General features: G+C 45.4%; 20 protein-coding genes and 1 pseudogene. 11 read left to right on the forward strand and 10 right to left on the reverse strand.

Annotated features, from left to right (window positions below; all coding sequences use genetic code 11):
- Positions 1 to 414: 414 nt before the first annotated feature.
- The gene (gene sfsA / locus C0J08_RS20450) at positions 415 to 1,128 is read right to left on the reverse strand and encodes a DNA/RNA nuclease SfsA (protein ID WP_212653736.1); all 714 of its coding nucleotides are present in this window, start codon (positions 1,126 to 1,128) and stop codon (positions 415 to 417) included.
- A 180-nt stretch (positions 1,129 to 1,308) separates the two neighbouring features.
- On the opposite strand from sfsA, the gene C0J08_RS20455 reads away from it, so the two are divergent.
- The 4 genes from C0J08_RS20455 to C0J08_RS20470 all read left to right on the forward strand — a co-directional run bounded on the left by C0J08_RS20455 (position 1,309) and on the right by C0J08_RS20470 (position 5,478).
- Positions 1,309 to 2,145 carry an AraC family transcriptional regulator gene (locus C0J08_RS20455; RefSeq protein WP_212656365.1) on the forward strand — a complete coding sequence of 279 codons (837 nt, stop codon included), beginning with the start codon at positions 1,309 to 1,311 and terminating at the stop codon, positions 2,143 to 2,145.
- 47 nt (positions 2,146 to 2,192) lie between these two features.
- On the forward strand, positions 2,193 to 2,828 hold the full coding sequence (locus C0J08_RS20460; RefSeq protein WP_212653737.1) for a LysE family translocator: 636 nt from the start codon (positions 2,193 to 2,195) through the stop codon (positions 2,826 to 2,828).
- Positions 2,829 to 2,989: 161 nt separating this feature from the next.
- The gene (locus C0J08_RS20465; protein ID WP_212653738.1) at positions 2,990 to 3,946 is read left to right on the forward strand and encodes a LysR family transcriptional regulator; all 957 of its coding nucleotides are present in this window, start codon (positions 2,990 to 2,992) and stop codon (positions 3,944 to 3,946) included.
- A 317-nt stretch (positions 3,947 to 4,263) separates the two neighbouring features.
- On the forward strand, positions 4,264 to 5,478 hold the full coding sequence (locus C0J08_RS20470; protein ID WP_212653739.1) for an MFS transporter: 1,215 nt from the start codon (positions 4,264 to 4,266) through the stop codon (positions 5,476 to 5,478).
- 190 nt (positions 5,479 to 5,668) lie between these two features.
- Here the strand turns inward: C0J08_RS20470 and C0J08_RS20475 are convergent.
- A pseudogene (locus tag C0J08_RS20475) lies at positions 5,669 to 6,199 on the reverse strand (NADPH-dependent FMN reductase).
- A 1-nt stretch (position 6,200) separates the two neighbouring features.
- A complete protein-coding gene (locus C0J08_RS20480) occupies positions 6,201 to 7,394 on the reverse strand; it encodes an MFS transporter (protein WP_212653740.1) in 1,194 nt (397 codons plus the stop codon).
- A gap of 83 nt (positions 7,395 to 7,477) precedes the next feature.
- Between C0J08_RS20480 and soxR the strand changes: the two genes are divergently transcribed.
- The gene (gene soxR / locus C0J08_RS20485; RefSeq protein ID WP_212653741.1) at positions 7,478 to 7,927 is read left to right on the forward strand and encodes a redox-sensitive transcriptional activator SoxR; all 450 of its coding nucleotides are present in this window, start codon (positions 7,478 to 7,480) and stop codon (positions 7,925 to 7,927) included.
- 172 nt (positions 7,928 to 8,099) lie between these two features.
- Here the strand turns inward: soxR and guaA are convergent, their stop codons facing one another.
- A complete protein-coding gene (gene guaA / locus C0J08_RS20490) occupies positions 8,100 to 9,677 on the reverse strand; it encodes a glutamine-hydrolyzing GMP synthase (RefSeq protein ID WP_212653742.1) in 1,578 nt (525 codons plus the stop codon).
- A gap of 130 nt (positions 9,678 to 9,807) precedes the next feature.
- Entirely contained in the window at positions 9,808 to 11,274 is a 1,467-nt protein-coding gene (gene guaB / locus C0J08_RS20495) for an IMP dehydrogenase (RefSeq protein WP_212653743.1), read from the reverse strand.
- Between the two features lie 93 nt (positions 11,275 to 11,367).
- On the opposite strand from guaB, the gene xseA reads away from it, so the two are divergent.
- Positions 11,368 to 12,723, forward strand: coding sequence for an exodeoxyribonuclease VII large subunit (gene xseA, locus C0J08_RS20500; RefSeq protein ID WP_212653744.1), 1,356 nt, complete (start codon positions 11,368 to 11,370; stop codon positions 12,721 to 12,723).
- A 145-nt stretch (positions 12,724 to 12,868) separates the two neighbouring features.
- Positions 12,869 to 14,158, forward strand: a complete 1,290-nt coding sequence (locus tag C0J08_RS20505; RefSeq protein ID WP_212653745.1) for an MFS transporter — start codon at positions 12,869 to 12,871, stop codon at positions 14,156 to 14,158.
- 261 nt (positions 14,159 to 14,419) lie between these two features.
- On the opposite strand, the gene C0J08_RS20510 is transcribed toward C0J08_RS20505, so the two are convergent.
- Complete coding sequence (locus C0J08_RS20510) at positions 14,420 to 15,202, reverse strand: sulfite exporter TauE/SafE family protein (RefSeq protein ID WP_212653746.1); 783 nt, start codon at positions 15,200 to 15,202, stop codon at positions 14,420 to 14,422.
- A gap of 9 nt (positions 15,203 to 15,211) precedes the next feature.
- A complete protein-coding gene (locus tag C0J08_RS20515; protein WP_212653747.1) occupies positions 15,212 to 16,615 on the reverse strand; it encodes a M20 family metallopeptidase in 1,404 nt (467 codons plus the stop codon).
- A gap of 106 nt (positions 16,616 to 16,721) precedes the next feature.
- Between C0J08_RS20515 and C0J08_RS20520 the strand changes: the two genes are divergently transcribed.
- On the forward strand, positions 16,722 to 17,621 hold the full coding sequence (locus C0J08_RS20520) for a LysR family transcriptional regulator (protein WP_212653748.1): 900 nt from the start codon (positions 16,722 to 16,724) through the stop codon (positions 17,619 to 17,621).
- Positions 17,622 to 17,686: 65 nt separating this feature from the next.
- On the opposite strand, the gene C0J08_RS20525 is transcribed toward C0J08_RS20520, so the two are convergent.
- The 3 genes from C0J08_RS20525 to C0J08_RS20535 all read right to left on the reverse strand — a co-directional run bounded on the left by C0J08_RS20525 (position 17,687) and on the right by C0J08_RS20535 (position 23,039).
- On the reverse strand, positions 17,687 to 19,615 hold the full coding sequence (locus C0J08_RS20525; protein ID WP_212653749.1) for a methyl-accepting chemotaxis protein: 1,929 nt from the start codon (positions 19,613 to 19,615) through the stop codon (positions 17,687 to 17,689).
- 153 nt (positions 19,616 to 19,768) lie between these two features.
- Positions 19,769 to 21,136 (reverse strand): sigma-54-dependent transcriptional regulator, encoded by a 1,368-nt coding sequence (locus tag C0J08_RS20530; RefSeq protein WP_212653750.1) that lies wholly within the window; start codon positions 21,134 to 21,136, stop codon positions 19,769 to 19,771.
- Positions 21,123 to 23,039 carry a sensor histidine kinase gene (locus C0J08_RS20535; protein ID WP_249344403.1) on the reverse strand — a complete coding sequence of 639 codons (1,917 nt, stop codon included), beginning with the start codon at positions 23,037 to 23,039 and terminating at the stop codon, positions 21,123 to 21,125. Before C0J08_RS20535 ends, C0J08_RS20530 begins: the two co-directional genes overlap by 14 nt.
- A 333-nt stretch (positions 23,040 to 23,372) precedes the next feature.
- Here C0J08_RS20535 and C0J08_RS20540 point away from each other — a divergent pair, with 333 nt between their 5' ends.
- Genes C0J08_RS20540 through C0J08_RS20550 form a run of 3 tightly spaced genes read left to right on the forward strand, consistent with a single transcriptional unit; the run spans position 23,373 to position 25,965 of the window.
- Positions 23,373 to 24,818, forward strand: coding sequence for a cytochrome ubiquinol oxidase subunit I (locus C0J08_RS20540; protein ID WP_212653751.1), 1,446 nt, complete (start codon positions 23,373 to 23,375; stop codon positions 24,816 to 24,818).
- A complete protein-coding gene (cydB, locus tag C0J08_RS20545) occupies positions 24,815 to 25,828 on the forward strand; it encodes a cytochrome d ubiquinol oxidase subunit II (RefSeq protein WP_249344405.1) in 1,014 nt (337 codons plus the stop codon). The genes C0J08_RS20540 and cydB overlap by 4 nt, the downstream gene beginning before the upstream one ends.
- A complete protein-coding gene (locus C0J08_RS20550) occupies positions 25,828 to 25,965 on the forward strand; it encodes a hypothetical protein (protein WP_212653752.1) in 138 nt (45 codons plus the stop codon). Before cydB ends, C0J08_RS20550 begins: the two co-directional genes overlap by 1 nt.
- The last annotated feature ends 88 nt before the right edge of the window (positions 25,966 to 26,053 follow it).

The raw sequence follows: 26,053 nt of genomic DNA on the forward strand, positions 1-26,053 counted from the left end.
TTACACTAACAATAACTTAATCGACTCACTGTCCCGAAGAACAACAAGCCAACATAAAGCGAATTGACGTGTTAGACGTTTCGCAAGACTTCAATTTTTTTGATCCTAAAAGGATCTTCTGAAGCCTCCAGCGAGCGCCCACACAAATTATCTGATTATCTATTTTAAAGAGCGTGCTAACTTGAATGACTAAGCAAACTTATGTTTGGTTAGTTGAACTTGGTCTTCGTTGCTCTGAAGCCTTGTCCGTGTCAGCGAGGGCGTATATTAAGGATCTACAGATTTTGTGCAACCCTTTTCGACATTTTCTTTCAATTTATTTTAAATAAAAGGGTATTCGTTCATAAAACCATCAAAGAACGCTTTTTTTGGTTGTTAAATGACCAAAACAACACAAAAACAAGCTGCTTACTCTCATAGATCTGGCATAACCACGGGCACCGATCGCACTACTTTCATCTCTTGGGAATCAATCGCTACTTGATAGGCAATCACTTCCACCCCTTTCGCTACCACTTCAACAAAAGCCTGCGCATACTTTTTATCTATATGAACTGCTGGAGTCACTGAATTTATCCCTGTATGGCTCACACAGAAGAACATTACTGCTCGATGACCTTCTTCAACCATCTTCGCCAGTTCATATAAGTGTTTGCGACCACGATCCGTCACCGCATCTGGAAAACACCCCAAACCGTCCTCTTCTAATAAGGTGACGTTTTTCACTTCCACGTAGCATTTACGACCATCATTGCCTGTGAGCAACCAATCAATACGGCTTCTCTCTCCGTATTTCACTTCCGCTTTTTGTTCAGGGTAGTCAGCAAGTTCTTTCACCACGCCATTTGCAATGGCTTCACCGACTAACTTATTTGGGTAACCGGTATTAATACACGCTAGATACTGAGCGTCGACTTCCACCAGCTCCCAGGTATAAGCCAGCTTACGCTTTGGGTTATCACTTTTAGATAGCCAAACACGAGCCCCATCCTGCTGACATCGTTTCATGGAGCCCGTATTTGGGCAATGAGCCACCACAACGTCACCGTTTGGCAACTCGATGTCAGACAAAAAACGCTTATAGCGCTTAATCAATTTCCCTTCTATTAAGGGTGTTGGAAATTTCACAACTGGACTCCAGAATTTTTTATGAAAACCATCACCATCTAAAACAACCCCTCTCCTATAAGGAAAGGCATTTTCATAGACCTTAAACAGACACCAACGTTAAGAGAGCCCTAGGCGGTTGCGCAAAACCAATTGGTGCAATAGGATCATAAGATCCTTGGTTTGGAGTTTTGCTTTGTGATGGATACGGTTCGTAATGTTAATCAGCATTTTTGGAGTAGCAAGGGTATTCCATTCCTCACAATACGCACAACTCAAAACAGCACGCAAAGCTATAAAGCACACTGTCACTCCGAACTCTCCATTGGCATCATTGAGTCAGGTACAACACAGTTAACCCTACCAAACAATAAGATGACGCTTGAAATAGCGGACATGGTTCTTATTGAGCCCAACGTCGTTCACTCCTGTAATCCCTTGCAGGGTCAACCACGCAGTTACCACATGCTCTATATCGACAACACATGGTGCTGCCACTTGTTGTCAAAACTCTATGGTTACAAGATCAAAAAATACGACTGCCAGCACAATTTACTACCAGCCCTAGACACAGAGATAAAATTGTCGGAGCTAATCCATGCCGTGTTAAATCAAGACAACGAGGAAACAGCAAGCCGCCTAGAAAGGCAGGTGTTTAACCTAGTCACCCGCTATTGCTCTCCTATTCTGGAACATGAAGACGAAAGCCATTTAGCCAGTGAGCTAAAAACTCGACTCTTACAAGATATAACACAGGCTCCGTCCCTTGATGTCATAGCGAAAGAACTTGGCAAACCTGCGGAAACATTAATTCGCCGTTTTAAAAAGCATTATGGCATCACGCCAAAATCCTTTCTTAACAATAACCGCATCGAGCAAGCTAAGATTTTATTAAGACAAGGAATGAGCATAGTGGATGTCTCCGCGGAAGTTGGTTTTTCAGATCAGAGCCAACTGCATCGTACTTTTGTGAACTATACCGCTTCAACGCCTCGCCAATATCAACAAGGAACGTCAATTTTCGACAATATTCCCTGACACCCAAAGCCTATAGTTGGAAAAAAATAATCTATAGGTAACTTGTTATGTCACTCACAACCCTTCTTCCTGCGGCTTTTCCTGCATTAGCACTGGCCCACTTCGTCGCGTTATTAAGCCCAGGACAGGACTTTTTCCTAATCATTGCCCACTCTATTCGCCACCGATTACAAGGCAGTAGGTTTATCTGTCTTGGCGTCGCCCTAGGTAATGCGATTTATATCGCACTCGTCATACTGGGATGGGCAAACCTTCGAGATAATCAAATGGCTTTTGCATTGATTCAAGCCGCTGGTGCCATTTACCTTTTATGGGTCGGGCAAAAACTCCTACGCAGCAGAAAAAACAACGCGCTACTGGAAACCGGTCAAGAGACGCCACCCTCCGCCATGCACCAACTCATCCTCGGGTTAAACTCTGCTCTACTCAATCCTAAAAACGCTTTATTTTATATGAGCTTAATGACAGTCATCCTTGGCAGTGAGGTGACATTGATTCAACAAATCTCTTGCGGCGTATGGATGTTCCTTGCTGTGCTGTTTTGGGACTTATTTATCGCAACCGCCATCGGTCGCCCCCAGGTTCAAACCTATTTAAAAGCCTACATACACATAGTTGAGAGAGTGGCCGGCGCCATCCTAATAGGCTTTGGTCTGACCTTATTTGCGGGGTATTTTCTTTAACATCCATCTGGCTACTTAAACCATGGGGGATAATAGGCAAAATTACGTCTAGAAAAGACCAAGCCTGAAGGATTTGACAGAGTATAATTTCCAAACTAGAGGGTGTTTTCCGACATTTGCTGGTGACACTGTTAAGGTTGTTAGATTGTTTCAGGCTAGGTATGAAAGTAGAAGAAAGCTATCGTCGGGATTTAAACCTGTTAGTGGCGTTACAAATCCTCGTTGAGGAGCGCAGCGTAAGCAAAGCTGCTGCTCGCTTAAACCTCAGCCAATCCGCCATGAGCCGAGTGCTGGGACGATTACGCACCTTATTATCGGACCCTTTATTTACCCGTCAGGGACAATACTTGGTTCCAACCGAAAAGGCCTTGTCAATGAACAGAGCATTAGGTGAACCTCTCAACTCTCTTAGACAGCTATTATCCCCCATTGATTTTGACCCTAAGTCCTGCGACCAAACATTCACCATTGTGACAACAGATTATGCGATGCAAACCATTTTACCTTTTGCCTTGCCCCGCATTTATCAAGAAGCTCCCAATGTCGCCTTCGAGTTTTTGCCACTACAAGACGCACATTTAAAAGAACAACTCACCTACGGTCGAGCAGATTTGGCGATTTGCCGCCCCATACATTCTATTGAACCATTACAATATGAAACATTGGGCCGAGTTGGAGTGTCATGTCTATTGTCTAAACAACACCCACTAGCCAATAAACAGATGAGCCTAGAGGATTATTTAAATTTTCCTCACGCCATGATCGCCATAAGCGATGGGGTTAAATCTCTTATTGAGCAAGCACTAGAAGATAAACCAAAACGCCAAATGGTTCTAAGGGCCTATCATTTAGAAGCGGCACTGGCCATTGTAGATATGATGCCACTTATTATTACCGTACCAGCCGATTTGGCTTATTTAATGTCTGAACGCTATGATCTGGTCGTCAAACCTTTACCCTTTCATTTTACTCCGTTTGATTATTCCATGATTTGGCATCCTAGGTGCGAGTACTCCCCCTCAGAAAAATGGCTAAGAAGTATTGTAAAAGAAGAGTGTGGCAAACTAATCGCTAAACGCGTGGTAGAGATGGGGCTGGATGCGGAGCTAACGCCATAGTTCAGCCTGATTAATGATAAATTTAATTTATGTATATTTTGCATAGACCCCTTCACTTTTTATCATTTGAGTCCCTACCAAATACGCTCTAAACTCCGCCAATATACTAGTTAAGCGCACATACGCACTTGTTTCATTCCACTGTCGCTAAAGTGCTGAGATTGTTAACTATGTTGTGTCTGTCATTGACCTTTATCTATCGCTCACCCAGCCCAGAGAAATAATGACAGCGCAAACCATTAACCGTGGTGGCCATAAATCCATAGGAGGAAACAAAGAACTCTCTCATCCCCATAGCCATAATTAAGAGCAATATTATGTTTAGTTTCCGGTTTCCACTCCTAGTTTGGCTAGGCATAGGGATATTGATTACCAGCCTAGGGATCAGGCAATCTTTTGGTATCTTCATGGCTCCCATTTCCGACTATTTCCATACGGGACGAGAGTTCTTCAGTTTTGCCATTGCCTTGCAAAACTTACTGTTTGGCGCGTTCCAGCCATTTGTTGGCATGGCCGCGGACCGTTGGGGGCCAAAACGCATCATCGTTTTAGGCGCTATCTCTTACGCTTTAGGTCTGTACTTAACATCGATCACGGTCGAACCCACCATGATGTACATAACATTAGGTGTACTGGTTGGACTGGGCTTAAGTGCCACCAGCTACGTGATCGTACTGGGTGCCATCGCGAAAGTAGTACCGGCGCAACATGCGGCAAAAGCCTTCGGTCTAACCACAGCGGCAGGATCATTTGGCATGTTTGCCATGATCCCAGGTGCGCAAACCATGTTGAGCATTTATGACTGGCAAAGCGCCATGCAGATATTCGCAGTCCTGTGTAGCTTCATCGTGGTATTTGCTCTATTCATTAAGACCGCCAAGAAAGAGACTCATCACACAACTCCGATACACGAAGACAAACAAACAATAAAAGAAGCCTTGAAAGAAGCCTTTTCGCACAAAGGGTACTGGTTAATTCATATTGGTTTTTTTGTCTGTGGTTTCCATGTGATGTTTATCGCCACCCACCTCCCAAGCTACGTGCTGGATAAAAATCTACCCGCATCCACTGCCGCTATGGCACTGGCCTACGTGGGCATATTTAACATCCTAGGATCTTACTTCTGGGGCGCCATGGCAGACCGTTTTAGTAAACACTATGTTATGTCAGCCTTGTACTTCGTACGTACCGCCGTCATCGCCGCCTTTGTGTTAATCCCCACCACCGAACTAACCGCTGGCATTTTCGGGGCTGCCATCGGCTTTTGCTGGTTAGGAACCGTCCCCATTACCTCCGGCTTAGTGCGTCAAATCTTTGGTGCTCGCTACCTATCAACGCTCTATGGCTTGGTGTTTTTCTCTCACCAAATCGGCAGCTTCTTAGGGGCATGGGTCGGTGGCTTGGTCTACGACTATTACGGCTCATACGACCCAATTTGGTGGTCAGCCGTCATCCTCGCCTTTATCTCGGCCTTACTCCACCTGCCAATCGACGACAGACCTGTCTTACGTTTAAGAATGGCAACAGCCTAATTCCCACAGGCTCCTAACATGCAATGTTGGGGGCTTTTTTACACTCGAACACAGACCATTAGCCAATAAAAAATTAGCTTATATAACAGCCCTTAGAAAGACACTCATTATCGATACCATCATCTGTACCATGTGTCGATTCTTTTTATTTTTTGCGTCTCGCAAGCTTAACACTTAAAGGCGTCAAGCATTAAAAAACTGAAAGCTTACTGATGGCTGTGAGCAAATTCTGATTGAACACTTCATCAGTAATTACATTACTCTCTAAATCGAAATGATCATAAAAACTAGGCAACGATATCGCACTGATCACATTTGCAGCAAAGTAAGGCGCTGACGCCTGTGCTGCACCTAAAACACTCTGCGCTCCACTTGGGCCCGGCGACGTGGCTAACATCAATACAGTTTTATTCTGAAACACTTGCATATCGATACGAGAAGCCCAATCAAACACATTTTTATAGGCTGAGGTATACGAGCCGTTATATTCGGCAAACGATATCACTACCACATCGGACCCACCAATTGCCCGATAAAAATCGCGTGCTAACTGTAGAATCCCCTACTCTTGCTCTCTATCCACGCTGTAGATGGGCATTTCAAACTCGTTCAGATCGAGCAATGTTACTTCGGCGTCGCTTATTTTTTGTGCCGCGTAATAGGCGAGTATTTTGTTGATAGAGTGTTTGCTGTTACTTGTGCCAAAAGCCAATACTTTCATGTTAGTTACCTCTGTTAAAAGTGGAAGTTATCGATGATTGCTTTTTCAGTATGGTGGTACCAGCAATGGCTAGAATGACGGTGAAAACCATCGCTGATAAATAAAAATCGCTATATCCAAACTTGGAAATGAGTGATGAGGTAATAAATGGCGAGACAAATTGCCCAATAAAAATGCTGCTGGTTAATACGCCAGATGCAAGACCACGTTTAGCGCTGGGAACTAACTCCATACCTTTCACCATGAAGTTAGGCATTATCAGCCCCATACAAACGCCCATCAGGCTACAGCCAAGCATTACGAGGCTATACGACGTGGCTTGGGATAACACCAACATGGCCAGACTCATAAAAAGAAAACCAACAAGTGCCACACCATAACTTTGAATTTTCGTGACTAGCTTGCCAAACAAAACGCCTGTGATTGCCGCGGTTAATGTGCTCATGCCGATAGCTAAGCCCGACAGACTGGGGTCAGCAACGCCTATTTCCGCCATAAAAAATGGGATTTGGGTTGGCAAGATATAAAAGACAACCATGTGACAGAAAATGAATATCGCACAACCGAGTAGAGGGAATTTCCAACCTGTATCGATATCGTCACTGTTACTAACGCTCTGTTTATGGCTTTTTTGGTTATCGTGAATCGAGAGAAATACGAGTGGAACCAGCAAAATAGCCATGGCATAGATATAAAAAGGAAGCCGTGCGCTGATACCTGATAAATAACCTGCTGTAACAATAAAAATAATACCACCGATATTAGAGAAGGCTTGTTGCAGCCCCATAAACTGGCTTCTTTTATCTCCCGCATAATAATCGGTAATCAGCGCGGTTACCGCCGTCATCAAGCCAGCAACACATATACCTAAAATGGCGCGGCTAATAAGAATACTTTCGAGAGATTGCAACTGAGCCCCTGCAGAGCCGGTTACAGCAAAGACGATGGTTGCAATAATGATTTGATTTTTGCGACCGAATTTATCGGCTGTCCAGCCTAGAATTGGCGCGAAGATAACCACAAATAACGCGGGGATCGGCAACAGCATTTTGACTAGCAATCCAGAAGAAGTTGTCCCTGAAAATTCATTGGCCAACCCAGGTAACGCTGGGGCAATCGTCGCATTCGACATGACCGTTAGTGTGGAAATCATCAGTAGACACAGGGCGCTGGCATCGAGCATTTTTAGTTTCATAAAACCTTTCCTCGGCAAAAAGATTGAGATAGTTGAAATTTTCGACTATTCTGAAACCTAAACTTAAGTTGAGGTCAAGCATTATGCGCAAAATAATCATGCCTGAATGGATTTCAGTCGGAACCTTAAGTGAAAGAACAGGAGTAGCGGTATCGGCTTTGCATTTCTACGAACGAAAAGGACTAATAAAAAGTCAGAGAAACACCTCTAACCATCGGCAATATCCTAAGCATGTTATTCGCATTGTCTCTTTGATTCAGGTGGCTCAACGAACGGGATTTTCGTTAGACGATATTTTATTAGAGCTGGAAGAACTCGCTAACCGTAACCGCGTCACCCTAGAAGATTGGGAAGCCTTAGGATTGCGTTGGCAATATGAGTTAGATAAGAAGATTACGCAATTAACAGAATTGAAAAACATGATGGCCGATTGCATTGGCTGTGGTTGCCTGTCTCTTGAACGATGCAAACTTCTCAACCCTTACGATGAGTTGGGTGCAGAAGGAAACGGACCGAGACGCATGACAGAATAAGTATGAATTAGTACAAGTAAAGAATCACTCATAAAAAAACGAGCGTCTGAACAACTTAAGTTGATAGGAAACTTTGATTCGATAAATTATTAAAATAAAAAATGCCAGTCAGTATTACTGGCTGGCATTTCATTTATTTCCTAAAGGCTTTATTAGCTATTTATAATCAGCCCTACTCCCACTCGATAGTAGCAGGTGGCTTAGAGGATACGTCGTAGGTCACGCGGGAGATGTGTTCAATTTCGTTGATGATACGACCAGACACTTTCTCTAGCAGTTCGTACGGTAGGTGCGCCCAACGTGCTGTCATGAAGTCGATGGTTTCAACGGCACGAAGTGCTACCACGTATTCGTAACGGCGGCCGTCGCCTACTACGCCAACAGATTTAACTGGAAGGAATACCGCGAAGGCTTGGCTTGTTTTCTCGTACCAGCCAGCGTTGCGTAGCTCTTCGATGAAGATAGCATCGGCACGACGTAGGATGTCAGCGTATTCTTTCTTCACTTCGCCAAGGATACGAACACCTAGACCTGGCCCTGGGAAAGGATGACGGTAAACCATGTCATACGGTAGGCCTAGTTCAAGACCCAGCTTACGCACTTCGTCTTTGAACAGTTCACGCAAAGGCTCAACCAGTTTGAATTGCATGTCTTCTGGCAGACCACCTACGTTGTGGTGAGATTTGATAACGTGTGCTTTGCCTGTTTTAGACGCAGCAGATTCAATCACGTCTGGGTAAATAGTACCTTGTGCAAGGAACTCTACATCCGTCAGTTTGGTCGCTTCTGTGTCGAATACGTCGATAAAGGTGTTACCAATGATCTTACGTTTTTTCTCTGGATCCGCTTCGTTTGCTAGTTTGCCAAGGAACAAGTCTTCCGCATCAACACGAATCACTTTTACACCCATGTTGTCGGCAAACATTTTCATGACTTGATCGCCTTCATGTAGACGAAGCAAGCCGTTGTCGACAAAGACACACGTCAATTGATCGCCAATCGCTTTATGAAGCAATGCCGCCACAACAGAAGAGTCCACGCCACCAGAAAGGGCTAGAAGAACTTTTTTGTCGCCAACTTGTTCTTGCATACGCTCAATCGCATCTTGTGCAATGTTGGCAGGCGTCCACAAAGTATCACAACCACAAATATCGACGATGAAACGCGATAGGATGCGGCCACCTTGTAGGGTGTGAGTGACTTCTGGGTGGAATTGTACACCGTAGAATTTCTTCGCTTCGTTGGCCATAGCCGCAATTGGGCAGCTGTCGGTTGATGCCATCAAAGTAAAGTCTTCTGGCATTTCAATCACTTTATCGCCATGGCTCATCCATACATCAAGCAAGGCAACACCATTGTTAGCAATGTGATCTTGAATCTCATCAAACAACGCAGGCCCTTCGTGCTTACGAATTTGCGCGTAACCAAACTCACGAATTTCAGAACCTTGAACTTTACCGCCCAATTGCTCTGCCATGGTTTGCATGCCGTAGCAAATACCAAATACCGGCACACCCAATGTGAATACAGCTTCTGGAGCACGAGGAGAACCTGGCTCAGGAACGGATTCAGGGCCACCCGCTAAGATGATGCCTTTTGGATCGAAGTCGATAACTTCTTGATCTTCCATATCAAAAGCACGAACTTCACAGTAAACACCGATTTCACGAACACGACGCGCAATGAGCTGAGTGTACTGAGAACCGAAATCAAGAATAAGAATTTTATGAGCGTGGATATCTTGCGACATTATTAGCCATTCCTTTCACTCTACTCAAAGAAACCAATCTTTTTTGTAGAAGCAATCAATAAATAGTAAGAGCAATAAATAAAGATGGGGCGTGTTGTACGCCCCATCTCAGTGTCAAATTATCTCGCGATTAACCCACGTGATAATTTGGCGCTTCTTTGGTAATCGTCACATCATGAACATGACTCTCACGCATACCAGCGCCCGTAATTTTAGAGAACTGAGTCTTGGTACGCATTGTTTCAATATCAGCCGAGCCAGTATAACCCATGGAAGAGCGAACCCCCCCCATAAGCTGATGAACAACTGCCACCATTGGGCCTTTAGACGGTACACGGCCTTCAATGCCTTCTGGAACCAATTTTTCAACGCTGCTTGAATCTTGGAAATAACGGTCACTAGAGCCTTGCGCTTGAGACATTGCACCCAATGAACCCATACCACGGTAGGCTTTATAAGCACGACCTTGAAACAAGACAACCTCGCCTGGTGCTTCATCAGTACCAGCAAGCAGACCACCAACCATAATGACACTCGCGCCAGCCGCAATGGCTTTTGCAATGTCACCAGAAAAGCGAACGCCACCATCAGCGATAACCGGAATGCCACGAGGATTCATCACCTCAGCCACATTCGCCACCGCACTGATTTGTGGAACACCCACACCCGCAACGATACGAGTAGTACAAATAGAACCTGGGCCAATACCGACTTTCACGCCATCAGCGCCCGCATCTGCTAGAGCAATCGCGGCTTCGGCGGTTGCAATATTACCACCAACCACTTGAATATGAGGGAAGTTTTCTTTTACCCAACGAACGCGATCGATTACGCCTTTAGAATGACCGTGTGCCGTATCAACAACGATGATATCCACACCCGCATCAGACAACGCTTTCACACGTTCTTCTGTATCGGCCCCCGTACCAACGGCGGCACCAACGCGCAAACGACCTTGGTCGTCTTTACAAGCATTTGGGAAAGTGGTGGCTTTATTAAAGTCGGTTACGGTAACCATGCCACGCAATTCAAACTGCTCATTAACAATCAACACTTTTTCAATGCGATTTTCATGAAGCAATTTGCGAATAGAACCAGATGAAGCACCTTCAAGTGCCGTCACAAGACGATCTTTTGGTGTCATAATGTCAGAGACTTTTTTGTCAAAGTCTTTCACAAAGCGCACATCACGACTTGTCACGATACCAACCAAGTCAGAACCCTTAACAACAGGTACACTTGAGATACTGTTCGCCGCCGTCAAATCCATAAGCTCTTGAACACTGGCTTCAGGATTGATGGTAACGAGATCGCGAACGATGCCACTTTCGAATTTTTTCACACGACGCACTTCACGCGCTTGCTCTTCAATGGTCAAGTTTTTGTGCACAATGCCAATGCCACCTTCTTGAGCCAGAGCAATCGCCATACGATGTTCCGTAACGGTATCCATCGCTGAAGACGTAAGCGGAATATTTAATTCAATGTCTTTAGTGATTTTCGTTTTGAGGCTAACATCCTTAGGAAGAACTTCGGAATAGCCGGGGACAAGCAATACGTCGTCAAACGTTAAAGCTTCTTGCATAATTCGTAACATAATGGGGAGTTTCCAATGCCAACAAGGGTGTTAAGATGGCAAGTAATTCTACTCCAATAGTTGCATTCGGTAAATCAAAACCACGAGAGATTGATGAAAAAATTTACAGCTCCTACAACGCAAGAAACCGCCTTCACCGTCTCACAACTAAATAGACAAATACAACAACTACTTGAAGCCAGCTTACCGTGGATCTTAGTGGAAGGGGAAATATCCAATCTCGCCAAACCAGGCTCAGGACACTGGTACTTTTCTTTAAAAGATGATCGAGCCCAAATACGCTGCGCTATGTTCAAAGGCAAAAATGCCGCTGTACGTTTTAAACCTAAAGATGGCGACATGGTTCGGCTGCGTGCTCGAGTGACGTTTTATGGCCCAAGAGGCGACTGCCAACTTAGCGTGGAAAGTATGGAATCCGCTGGCGAAGGCGCACTACAACAGGCATTTGAACGCCTAAAGAACAGTTTGCAAGCGGAAGGTCTGTTCGCACCGGAACACAAAAAACCATTGCCAACCAAACCAGAGCGGGTTGCCATTATCACCTCTCCCATCGGTGCAGCAGTACGAGATATGGTCATTGCTTTCCGTCGCCGCTTTCCGTTGACCGAACTGACTATTCTGCCGTCTTTAGTACAAGGCCAAGACGCTGCCAAAAACATTCTAAGACAATTACAACGAGCCGACGGCAGCGGACATTTTGACGCCATCATCCTTGGTCGCGGCGGCGGTTCATTGGAAGATTTATGGAGTTTTAACGACGAAACTTTGGCCCGAGCGATCTTTTCTGCCCAAACGCCTATTGTTTCTGCCGTTGGCCATGAAACCGATTTTACCATTGCCGACTTTGTGGCCGACGTGCGCGCCGCCACACCAACGGCTGCCGCAGAGCTTTTGAGCCCAGATCGCAATCATCTAATTCGGCAAATTGAGCAACAAGAAAAACAACTGGTTCGACGTATGTCACGCATCCTCGAACAATGTCAGCAACAGCTCGACTTTACCACCAAGCGCATTCGTCACCCCAAAGAGCGTATTGAACAACAGCAAAACCAACTTGAGCAATTGAAACGTCGCTTGCAACAAAGCATGCAGCGCAAGATGCTGGAGCAACACACTCAAACCACCAACTTGACTCATCGGCTTGTAAAAAATAGCCCTAACCGCCGAATTGATCAGGATAGACAAAAACTAAAAGACATGGATGCCCGACTTGCTCGTGCACTGAGTCACACACTGGCCAATAAACAAACGGCTTTTGCTCGTATCCTTGATAAGCTCAATCTCGTCAGCCCTCTTAATACGCTCGCCAGAGGCTACGCCATTGCCTCGAAAGACGATCAAATCATTCGCTCAATCAATGAAACAAAAAAAGGCGATGCGATTTCGGTGAGAGTTCAGGATGGCGAGATACATTGCACGGTGAATGAGAGTAACGCTCTTTCTAAGTAAACGCATAATCACGCACCAAAATGATCAAACCTCTTTTCTAAAAAAGGCAAAGATGTCTTAATAAATGAACAATTGTGCAAAACCTAATGACTCCATAGTATCTTCCATTGAAATAATTATTAAATAAACTGTGGAGTCCCCTTCAATGTCAGACACTGTTTCAGGCAACTTAGCTGCCACTGACCAAACAAAAGACAGAAAGCTTTTAAAGCTTATCGTTGCCTCTTCTATTGGCAATGCCCTAGAGTGGTTCGACCTCATTGCCTATGCATTTTTTGCGCGCACCATTTCAAAGCTCTTCTTCCCAACGGATGACGAAACCTTATCTTTAATGTTGGCTCTGTTCGCTTTTGCCATGTCTTATTTAATTCGACCTTTGGGCGCAATAGTGATTGGCAGCTATGCCGATAAAGTAGGCCGGAAAGCGGCAATGCTATTAACCATTTGGTTAATGATGGCTGGCACTTTCTTAATCGCAATCATGCCAACTTATGACACGATTGGTTTACTGGCACCGCTTGGCATTTTATTAGCACGCTTGCTACAAGGCTTTTCTGCTGGCGGTGAGTTTGGCAGCGCCACAGCCATGTTGGTTGAGCACTATCCAGAACGCAAAGGCTTTATTTCTAGCTTCATGTTTGCCAGTCAAGGCGTCAGTGGATTGTTAGGTGCTGGTTTTGGCTTAGTGCTGACCGCCACATTGACTACAGATCAACTGGAGAGCTGGGGGTGGAGAATCCCTTTTATTTTCGGTCTGTTGATCGGCCCGATTGGCCTTTATATTCGCCGCCATATTGAAGAAGCGGGAGAGTTCAAAGAAGCGGAACACGCTAAGGTGCCGTTATTTGAGCTATTTAAAGACAATAAGGGAGCGATTTTATGCAATATTGGCGCAATGATACTGTCGACCTCTGTGACTTACTCCATTATTTTTATGCCGACCTATGCCACCAAGTATTTAGGTCTAAGTAGCTCTATTGGTTACGGTGGAACCCTCATCAGCTACACCGTTCTGACATTGCTTACTCCTTTCATCGGCATTCTGTCTGATCGGATGGGCCGAACTCGACTCATGACAATCGCCGGTCTGTTGTTCTTCTTTACGGTCTATCCTGCGTTTTTATTGCTGTCTCATAATGCGACCTTGCTCATGCTGGCCTCGGTTTTATTCTGGCTAAGCATCCTGAAAGCCATGTATTTCGGTGGCTTACCAGCATTGATGTCAGAACTGTTCCCAACCAAAGTACGGGCCACAGGCATGGCGTTAAGCTATAACGTTAGCACGACTCTATTCGGTAGTTTCACGCCTTTCTTATTAGTTTGGGTGATCAGTGCCACCGACGATTTATTGGCTCCAAGTTACTACTTGCTATTTACCTGTGTCGTGAGCTTATTAACGCTAATCGTTATTCGCAAACGCTTCCACATAGCCTAAAGTTTTATTCCATACTCAAAGCCGTGCCAGACACGGCTTTTTTATGCCTAGAAGACCATCTTAAATCGGCTTGTATCTAAACTAACACCCCGACACTCTGAATCACCAAGTAGTCTTAATGGATACTTTTAATCGGACTATGCACTGAATTACTATAAAAAATCCCCAGCAGGACGAACCTACTGAGGAAAAACTAAAGTGCGCCTGGGAGGACAAACACTTTAGGGGACTAACACGCTGACAGAAGAATCTGCACTTTACTTACAATAAAAAATTTATACCGACTAAAGCCAGCAACAAAGCAAACAAACGCTTTAGCAACACAGGGTTAAGTTGATGGGCAAGCTTGGCGCCTAGGCGCGCGAAAAAGAAGCTGGTCAAGGCGATCCCCACCAACGCAGGCAAATAAACGAATCCAATACTGTATTCTGGTAAATTATCTTGCTTCCAGCCCATAGAAATAAAAGATAGGGCACCTGATAACGCAATTGGCAGCCCACATGCCGCCGAAGTGGCAACGGCTTTTTTCATCTCCACACCTTTCCAAGTTAAGAAAGGCACCATGAGAGAACCGCCGCCAATACCAAAAATAGCCGAAGCCCAACCAATGATACCGCCCGAGAACATCATTACCGGCCTAGACAAATTGTTCGATTGACTCGAAGGTCGCCAGCCAGACGCCATTTGCAACGACATAACCAGCGCAAATACGCCAATAATTTTCTGTAAATTATCACCTGGAATATATGCCGCAGAAATGCCACCGAAAGCACTACCAAACAAAATTCCTACACCAAGCCAGATCACCATAGACCACAATACAGCTTGTTTCTTATTGTGTGCTAAGACAGAGTTAATGGAGGTAAAGAAGATGGCGGCCAGTGATGTCCCCACCGCTAAGTGTGTTAGCACCTCGCCATCCACACCTTGAGCGGTAAAACTAAATACCAGCACAGGCACGATAATCAACCCACCGCCAATACCAAATAATCCAGCTAGAACGCCTGAACAGGCCCCTAGCAATAAATACATTAAAAAATCCATCTGTTTTCTCTATTTTGAAACTACTTGAAAATCAGCTAAGTCCCAAAAAACGCCCGCTGCCGCAGCCAAACCTTGCTCAGCCACACTGACAAGCAAATGTTCATCTGGAGCATGTTGTTTACAAGAAGGATATGAATGCGGCATCCAAACCGTAGGCAAACCAAGCACATCAGCAAAACAATGATTTGGTATGGTTCCTCCTAAGTTCGGTAGTACGGTAGTCTCTTGTCCTAACGAAGCATTCATTGATGACTGAACAAAGCTTACCCACGGGTGATTAGGATCAAGACGCGTTGCACTGTACCCGCCCTCAACAATCACTTCGATATCAGCAAAACCTTTTTCTTTCAAATACGCAGACAGATTTTCGACTATATTGTGATCCGTACCCGGTACAGTACGAAGATGACATACCGCTTCAGCAAGATCAGGAATCGCGCCAATCGGTTTGTTAACATCACCCGCACCTAACGCAATGACTTCAAGAGTGTTACAACCAAACAAACGTTCTCCCAGAGACAGTTGTGGCTCCCCCCAATTGTCATTTAGTTCAGGATCACCTGCATACCCGCCAACCGGTAAAGCTCGCATCATGTCAGCGGTAAGCCCTTCTGGAAAAGGTGCTCGCAAACAATCAGGAATAACCTTACCTTGCGGCGAAACCAGTGTCGCTAAAGCATGTTGTAGTCGAATAGCCGTATTGGTAATAATACCGCCCCAGTTCCCAGAATGACGCGCACCATTTTCCGTTTTACAACGCAAACGAAACTGCCAAACACCACGAGAGCCTAAAAAGATAGTTGGTGTTTTAGCATTTAAGCGCGGCCCATCGGACGCTAAAAATAAGTCTGCACTCAATGCTTCTTTATGCAATTGACAGAATTGTTCAAGACCTTTTGAACCTACTTCCTCACTCATTTCGAACAAGACTTTTAGGTTGTATCCCAACTTGCCTTTTCGAACCTTTAACACCGCTTCCAAAGCCATCAGATTGATGGTGTGCTGACCTTTATTGTCTGCTGTACCACGTCCAAATAGTTGATCACCGTGCTGAGTCAGCTGCCATGGGTGCGTCCCTGTTTGCCAACGTTCAGCCTGCCCATTGGTTACATCACCATGCCCGTAAGTAAGTAAGGTTGGTAAGCTCGGGTCTTCTATTCTAGTACCAATCAATAACGGCGGGCAGCCAGCAATAGGATTGTCGAATATGTCACAGTGAAAACCCAACATTTCTAGGTATGGGAGAATCTCTTCACTTAGATAACGAGCCAGCTCAGGTAAGGCATCCGGATTTTGACTTTCTGATTGATAAGCGACACGACGTTGTAATGTCTCAAAAAATTGCCCATCTGCTATATTTTGGACAGCATAATCCAAAGCCAACTGACGCCCTTGTGAGGATGAATCTGGCATTTTATCTCCTAAGAAGTCGATTTTTAATTGTGGTTTAGCTTAAGATGACCACTGGTTTATCACAATTATCATTTCTGTAACCAAGAGTTCGATTTAATAGAAAGCCATGCATGAGATTCCACTTAAATATTTCCATTCGGTTGCCAAAACAGGCTCCCTTTCTGCCGCCTCGGAAGAGCTGCATGTGGCAGTATCTGCCATCAGCCGTCAAATCACACAACTGGAAGAACGGCTGCAACTGACACTGTTTGAGCGCAAAGCACGAGGGATGACACTCACACCTGCAGGCGAAGTGCTGTACACCTACTCACTACGCAACGTCTTAGAATTTAAAAATGTTGTCTCAGAAATGCGTGGGCTCAGTAACATCCAACAACAGTCTGTTGTCATTGCTTGTCCAGAGGGGATGGCTTGGGACTTCTTACCCAATGTCATTGCGACGTTTCGGGTTAAATACCCAGCCGCGAGGTTTTCCTTAAAAGTGGTAGAGTCTAGCCGAGCTTCACAGCTGGTCAGAGAAGGGAGTGTAGACGCAGCTTTCACCTTTAACTTGCAACCAGAGCAAGGAGTCGAGGTCTCCATGCAAGTCCCCTCTCCCATCATTGCCATGCTATCTAAACATCACCCTCTTGCTCATCAAAAATCGATTAGCGTCAAAGACTTAGTCGATTACCCTATTGCAACATCAGGCGCAGGTACAACAGTTGGCTATTTATTTGATATCGCCTGCCATGTGGAAGGAGTACAGATTATTCCAGCCTTATCGAGCGAATCGGTTGGCTCCATCTATACCTTTGCCAGCGAAAGTGAAAATGCCATTGCTTTATGTGGAGAATTAACGGTAGCGCGACGAGCCAAGCAAGACGGACTGGTCATCAGACCAATGCGCGAGCCTTCTTTAGCCCAGCGTAGCTTGCAAGTGCAAGTTATGTCAGGAAGGCAGTTACCAGCTATCGTACAATACTTTCTCACTCACCTAACCGAGTCACTTAAAAAAGCCAGTTAACCCGATACTAAAATCAGTCAAAACCGAGCCTAACTTTCTAGGCTCGGTAAAAGTCATAATAAGCATCAAGTCACTTTAAACAGATCCACTTTCTCTTTAAGGTGATGCATTTCATCGCCAATGGCATTCGTCGCCGCTCGACTCTGATGGAATAATTCAGTTGTCTGCTCGCTTTGTGCTGCCAACATAGATAAGTGTTGATTGATATCCTCCACAGAAGCGTTTTGAATGCCTGCCCGCTCGGCGACCTGTTCATTCATATCAAATAGTTGCTGTAAGAAGTCATCAAGTGCATTCACTTTTTCTGACACCAATTTTTGACTATCTAAGGTCTGAACGCTTTTTTCACAGGCTACATCCATCTGTGACGTCACTTGAGTCGATGCGCTTCTTAACTGAGTAATGATACTTTGAATTTCATTGGTGGATTCGCTGGTACGCTGCGACAACATACGAACTTCATCCGACACCACGGCAAAGCCGCGACCATGTTCGCCCGCCCGAGCGGCTTCGATGGCCGCATTAAGAGCCAGCAAATTAGTCTGTTCAGAAATCGAGCTGATCACATCCAAAACAGAAACAATCTTCTCTATATTGTCGTTCAACTCGCCTAAGCTGGTTTTGCTTTGCAACATATCCACTTCCAGCGCTTCAAGAAAAACCAAACTGCTCTGAACTTCTTTATTCGCTTGCTGAAGCTCGACATTACTTTGATCCGACAATTCACCCGCTTTGGTGGCTAAATCTTTTACCTGCGCACTCTGCTCGGTAATGTCTTGGGTAGAGTTAAAAATTTGATCAACCGATTGCTTCTCTGCCTCAGAGGCTTTGGAAAGTTCATCCACCTGTTGATGCAAACCAGCAATAGCACCATCGGTCGTTTTAACCGCATCATTCACTGTCAAAAGCGAACTTTTCAAAGTTGATAACAAGGAGTTAACGGCATCGGCCAAACCACCAATTTCAGCCTTATCAGAGCTTTTGACTTGATAATTAAGATCTAAGCTATCAGACACATAACGAACATCCTTGCCAATCGCAACGATGGGACGAGTCAGAGAACCGATCACAAAATGAAGAATGAACAAAGAAATTAAAATAAAAACAATGGAATAAAGGAAGGCATTCTGCAGCTGCTTATAAATCGGTGCCATAATTTGCTGCTTCGGTACAGAAAGCATCACAAATCTATCCAACAAAGGCACCCATAAAGAGCCAAGATAATAAACCTGCCCATTAATCGTCACATCATCGAGTACGACGTCCTTTTTGTTGTTTAACAGGCTAGAAAGATGACTTTTATCGACCACTTCCATAAACGGTGAATCACCCTTTGCCTGAACCTCACCATCACTTGTTACTAACATGGCACGACCTTGCTGTCCTACTTTAAGCTTCTGAACCATATTAATCAGCTTATCCGCTTTAATGCCAAGCCCTGCTACGGAATAAGGTTTATTAGTGTTTGGATCAAGATCATCACTGCGATAGTTAATAAACAACATCTTGTATTCATATTCTAAATTCAGTTCATAATCTTGTCCTGTCGCCAAAAAGTTTGGATAGAACTCTTTGAATGGGTAGTCCGTTAACGGCGTCCTAAAAAAGTCTTTTTCATAGCCAAAATATTCCAACCCATTTGGCCCATTTAACACATAAAACGTCGAGTCACTTCCTGCGATCTCTTTCACGGATTTCAACTTAGCTTCTATAAACGCAATCTGGTTATCTGACGCCCCTTTACGCACCCAATCTTCAACAAAATTGTCATTAGTCATCAGATGTGAGGCTGTAATTAACGGGGTAATTTCCGTACTGATTTGCGAGGCCAAATTGGCCAGATAGGTAGGTAAAACGTCTTTTTTTAACTGTTCCAACTCAGTATCCAGAGTGGAAAGAGCCTGAGTGCTGACAGACACCACAGTGCTAACCACCAGCAACACAGCGAGCACAGAGAACATGCGACTTCTAATCGATAGACTTTGCCACTTCATAATAACATCCTTATTATTCGCTATTTTGTAAAATTATCGTCAGATACTACACCGCAGTTCATAAAAACAACAAAATAAATTTTGTACAAAAAACAATATCTTCAAGAGTCGAAAGTATTGCTTCATCAAAGAACGAACTCAGGCATACCAAAGTTATGACAACCCATAGCGCTCGATTTTTTTAATCAAGCCTTGTCGAGAAATCCCTAATTGCTTAGCCGCTTGAGTGCGGTTGCCTTGATTCTTTTCTAAGGCTTGGGTAATCAAACGAATTTCAAGATCACGCACCTGTTCATCCAGCGAAGCGTCACTTGTTGGCAAATTAACCGACGTTGGACGAATTTTCTCGCCATTTGGATACAAGAGTTGAATATCGTCCATCGTGATTTGCCCCTGTGGACAAATAGAGGCCACACTTTCCAGCGCATTTTTCAATTCACGAACGTTGCCAGGCCAAGCTTGATCACGAAACCATTGCACGGCTTCGGGGCTCAGCTGGAGTGGCATGGCTTGCTGATTTTGCAAACGCTGCAAGAAGGATTGCAGCAACACAGGCACATCTTCGAGTCGCTCCGACAGTGCTTGGTTTTCAATATTGACGCCTTTAATACGGTAATACAGGTCCTCTCGGAAGCTGCCTTCGCGAACCTTTTCCACTAAATCGGCATTGGTCGCTGAGATCACTCGAATGTCGATGTGCTTCTGCTCTCGTCCTCCCACCGGAAAGAAAGTGCCTTCCTGCAACACCCGCAGCAACTTGACCTGCATGGCCAATGGCATTTCGCCGATTTCATCCAAAAACAAGGTGCCACCATCGGCTAAACTCAATAAACCGACTTTGTCTTTTTCCGCCCCAGTGAACGCACCTTTCACATAACCAAACAACTCGCTTTCCAACAATTCCGCTGGAATCGCACCACAGTGAACAGACACAAACGGCTTGGCCGCGCGGTGGCTCAAGTCATGCAAGGTACGAGAAATGACCTCTTTGCCAGTACCAGATGGCCCAGTCACCAAGACACGTACATCGGTCGGCGCAATTCGCTCCACCAGCGCCCTCACCTTTTGCGAACTCACCGAATGACCAATGTAGGCTGACGCCCCATGAGCGGATCCACTCACTTGTTTTAACTGAGTTAATTCACGTTCTAAGGTGGTTTTGGTGATGGCTCGACGCACCACTACGGCCAACATATCAGGATCAATCGGCTTGGCAATGAAGTCCCATGCCCCGAGTTCAATGGCTTTTAAGGCCAAGTCTCGATCGGCGTGGCCTGTGATAATAATCACTGGGCGGCCAGCGAATTCATCCATCGCCTCCAAGGTCACTTGCGGATCAAAATGCGGCGGCATAGATAAATCCAATAACACCAAGTCCGCATCAAATTCCGCTAACGCCAATTTCGCTTCGGCTAAACTTGCCGCCGTTTTCACATGGTAATCTTGGTTCGCCAACCAACGGCTTGCCAGTTCACGAAAAGCAGGTTCGTCATCAACCAATAGTATTTTATTTTGAGTCATGGAATTCTCTATTTGAAAGCGCTGCACCAGAAAAATGGCGCGGTAAAATAAGTTCGAAGGTCACTGGCCAAGCCAAATCAGAGCGATGCCAAATCTTCCCACCATGGGCGTCAACAATACGGCGCACAATGGCTAAGCCAAGACCACTACCGCCCGCTCGCTTGGTCACAAAGGGTTGAAACAAGGCCTCGCCTTGTAAACTGGTATCGATTGCGGGTCCGTTGTTATGGACGTGAATCACAATCTGTTGGTCCTCTTCTTTGGCTTCAATAAACAACTTGCCGTCGGGCGTGGAGCGTAAAAAGGACACGGCATTATCAATCAGGTTGATGAACACTTGCTGCAATCGCTGCGAGTCGGCCTCCAGCTCCATTGTTTCCTCTATATCAAGCTCATAACTCACGCCTTCAAGCTGAGCTTGTGCCAATACGCTAGCAATCAATGATCGCAATGGCGTGGCAACAATTTGCAATGACAAGCCACCTGAGTACACCAACATGTCGCTCACTAAACGGTCGGCTCGCTTAAGCTGGGTCTGAATGTGTTGGCGCGTCTCCACAGGGGTGTCATAAGCCGCCATGGAAATGATATTAAGCGGGTTGCGCAGCTCATGGGCCATGGCCGCAGACAAACTGCCCAGTTCCACCAAATGCTGTTCATCCATGCGTTTTCGTTCCGCCACCGCCAATGCCAAGGATCTTTCCAACAAACCACAACTGGTGGTAAACAAAGACGCAAACACTTCCGCCGTAAGACGCATGCCAGGGCTGGCATCTTCCCAACCGATTAATACAAAGTGCCAATCTGACTCAGACCGAGACACTTGTATGGCCAACGCATTATTCTTTTCTTCTACTGGAAAGTCGCCATGTTGCAATTGAATGGCAACAGTTTGTCTTATTTGTCGCGAGAGTAACTGCTCACCAACGTTGGTCAATTCTGCCCAGTCCTGAGCCTCTTTCAATTGGGTTGACCAGATATCTAACACGGCTTCATTTAATAACGCGCCGGGATAAATCAGCCGAGAAACCAAACGACTTAAAGGCTGATAAATCACCGCCGCTACCACCAAAATCAGCAAGGAATACAACCAGAGCTGCCAACTGGGTACATTGGCCAGCGCTTGCAAGCCGATACGACCAGACACCACGCTGATGACCGCGATCACACAGAGAATCACCAACATCATGGCAACCCAAAGCAAAGCACGATTGGCAAAGGCATTGACCGACAAAATTTGATAGCGAACTACCGCATAAACCAACAACAGCAAATAGGTTGGCAGCAAGAGCATGGGGTACGGAAACCAACTAATGCCAAAGGAAGGAAACACAAAACTGGTCGCTAACAACAAGCCCCAAGCGCCAACGCCAAACATCGCCAAAATCGAGCGTTTTTTATTGCCGGAATGACGATACCAGCCAAATAACAACACCCCATGCGCCAAGATACCGACCAATACTGTGTAGGCAAGGTTCCATGCCCCCGCCTCGGTGAAGATGAAAAAGGAACGCGTATCCAAAGTACTGATAGCCTCCCCTGCACCAACCCACCAGCTTTGTAGGACGACGGCAAAACTGGTGAAATAAAACCAAGGCACAAGCCGATATAAACGTTCTAACAGCGGCTCTTTAACAGCCCCCGAGTTCACAAAGCGTATGGCAAAATGCAAAAAGAACGTTGGCATCAGTGGATTAGCCAAAATGATATGAATGCCTATTTGCTTATAGCCTTGGAACAAGACCACATGCCCAAAACACCAAATCGCCATCATAATGGCAAAACCTGCTAGAGCTTGTAGATCACTTTGTTTTCTAGCTCGCCACAACAACCAGACCGCGACCAATACGCCGCAGACACTGGTCACCAACATGGCCGCTTCAAACATCAGGGAAAGTGTCAAAATCGTAAACCTCGTTTACATCTAAAAGTGAGAAAATCGTAAACCTTTTTTACACCTCACGCAAAGCCAGAAATTTTTCCTTTAAAATCAATGGTATAAATTTAACTAATAGTTGGCCTGTCCCTTGCTATAGGTAAGACAACCTTGATTTAAATCAAACTATTTTCAAATGACAGGACAAGCATCATGAATACTGGCTTTTTAATGACCGAAATCATCGCGCTTTTTAGCATTGTAGGCTTAGCCCTATTGCCTCTGGCGTTACAACAAATGCGTGCTCAACGCGTTAAGAACAATTCCTAAGTCCATATTAATTTTTAAACGGGAGTTGCCATGGATCTCGATGTCGCCATTTTATCTCGCATTCAGTTCGCCTTTACGGTGAGCTTTCATATTATTTTTCCCAGTATCACCATTGGTTTGGCGACACTGATCGCCATTTGGGAAGGCATGTGGCTAAAAACACACAATCCTTATTACCTCCAACTGGCCAAATTCTGGATCAAACCTTTTGCCATTACCTTCGGTATGGGGGTGGTGTCTGGCATCGTTTTGTCCTATGAATTTGGCACCAACTTCTCCAAATTCTCGGAGATTACTGGCGCAGTACTTGGGCCGCTGATGGCTTACGAAGTGCTCACCGCTTTCTTCATGGAAGCCGGCTTCCTTGGCGTGATGCTATTTGGTTGGCAGCGCGTTGGTCGCAAGCTGCATTTCTTTTCCACACTCACTGTGATGATAGGTACTTGGATTTCAGCGTTTTGGATCATAGTGGCCAACTCTTGGATGCAAACCCCAGCGGGCTACAAGATCATCGATGGCAAGTTTGAAGTGGAAAGCTGGATGGCCGTCATCTTCAACCCATCCATGCCTTATCGTCTCACTCACATGGTGATGGCGTCATTAATTACGGCAACCTTCGTGGTAGCGGGCATCAGCGCCTATTACTTGCTGAAAAAGAAAAACATTCCTTTTGCCAAAAAAGGCTTATCTATGTGCATGTGGTTTGCTTTGGTGTTAACACCGTTGCAAGCATGGATTGGCGATATGCATGGCTTAAACGTGAGAGAGCATCAGCCCACTAAGTTGGCGGCGATGGAAGGCATTTGGCCTGCCGAAGAGGAAAACGTTCCGCTCTTGCTATTTGCTATGCCTAACATGGAGACCGAATCCAACGATTATCAAGTCGGTATTCCAAACCTAGGCAGCTTGATCCTAACTCACTCTTGGGAAGGCGCGGTACAAGGTTTGAAAGCCGTACCACCAGAAGACAGACCAAACGTGCCGTTAGTATTTTGGTCTTTCCGTGTCATGGTCGGGATTGGTGTCGGCATGATGGGCATTGCTGCGCTAGCCCTCCTATTGCGTCGTAAAGGACGCTTGTATGAGAACAAAGCGTTTCTCTCCTTGGTAACCTTCTTTACACCGATGGGCGTCATTGCGGTACTGGCGGGTTGGTATGTGGTCGAAATCGGTCGCCAACCTTGGATTGTCTATAATCTGGTTAGAACCTCCGAGATCGTGTCGCCACTGCCCGCAGAACGCGTGCTCTTTACCTTGACCATGTTTGTCATCATTTACAGTCTGCTGATTGGTGTTTATCTGTACTTCATGCGTAAGTTGATTAAAAAAGGGCCTCCGTCTATGGAAGCGCTAGAACAGCAACTTATTGGTATGAAAGCACCGGGTTACGCCTTAGCTTGGGTGAAATCTCTGACAACTCAAGAGCAGAATGGACAAACACACAATAACCCGACAATCAAACAAGGAGATAAATGATGGATTTGGCTTTTTTCTACTTCCTTGTATTGGGCTTTGCCATCTTTATGTATGTGTTGCTCGATGGCTTCGACCTAGGGATTGGCATTCTCTACCCTTGGTTTGACCAAGACGGCGAGCGTGATCATCTAATGCGTTCTATCTCACACGTTTGGGATGGCAACGAAACTTGGTTGGTGTTTGGGGGCGTGGTGTTATTTGCCGCGTTTCCTGCGGCTTATGCTGGCATTACGTCAACCTTTTATTTGCCTATCATGCTAATGCTGTTTGCTTTGATCTTTCGCGGGGTGGCGTTTGAATATCGGTTTAAATCCGATACCTCTCGCCCCTATTGGGATTTTGCCTTTAGTGCGGGTTCTGCCATTGCGGCGTTTTGCCAAGGCATGTTGCTAGGCTCAATCGTGCAAGGTGTGCCAGCTGGGGTAGACAGTTTGTCTAGCTTGCATTGGTTAACACCCTTTTCCATCTTGACTGGTTTTGCCGTTATGGCGGGTTATGCGCTGTTGGCCGCTTGTTATCTGTTTATGAAGAGCCGTGGTCGCATTCAAGAACATGCCGCAAAACTCGGCAAACAGCTCTTGTTGATCACGATTTTGGCCATGGTGATCGTCAGTGTGTGGACAGTAGCAAGCCAAGTTGAAATTCGTCAGCGTTGGTTTTCGGGATTCAATTTCTTGTGGTTATCGCCCTTGCCTATCATCACCTTGGTGGTTGCACTGTTGGCTTGGAAAGATCTAAACAGTCACGCGAATGGCACAGTGCACCATGAAGGCCGACCATTTTGGTATGCCGCCACCTTGTTTTTATTAGGCTTCGCGGGTCTTGTGGTGGGTTTATTCCCATATCTAATACCAAGACAGTTAACCTTTATGGAAGCCGCCTCGCCAGACAGCAGCTTGCTCTTCTTGCTTCCGGGCGTATGTATTTTCGTTCCATTAATTTGCACCTACACGTTATGGGGCTACCGTGTTTTTGCTGGCAAGGTGGAAGATTATCAGGAGGGCTACTAATGACTCTAAAAAGTCTGAAGGCCAAAGCCGCCAAGCTCAAATCGTGGCAATGGTTTTTACTTTTATACGGTGCGGGGTTTATCGCCGTACTCACTACCTCATACGGCATTAAACTCCTGATGACAGGGCTGCCTTAGCAGGACGACCTTAAAGGAGCACCATAAAAAAAAGCGCATACTTCAAAATATGCGCTTTTTTATGCCGTTTATTTTGCTTTCCTAGCGA

The sequence above is a fragment of the Marinomonas sp. CT5 genome, assembly GCF_018336975.1.
Lineage (GTDB): Bacteria > Pseudomonadota > Gammaproteobacteria > Pseudomonadales > Marinomonadaceae > Marinomonas.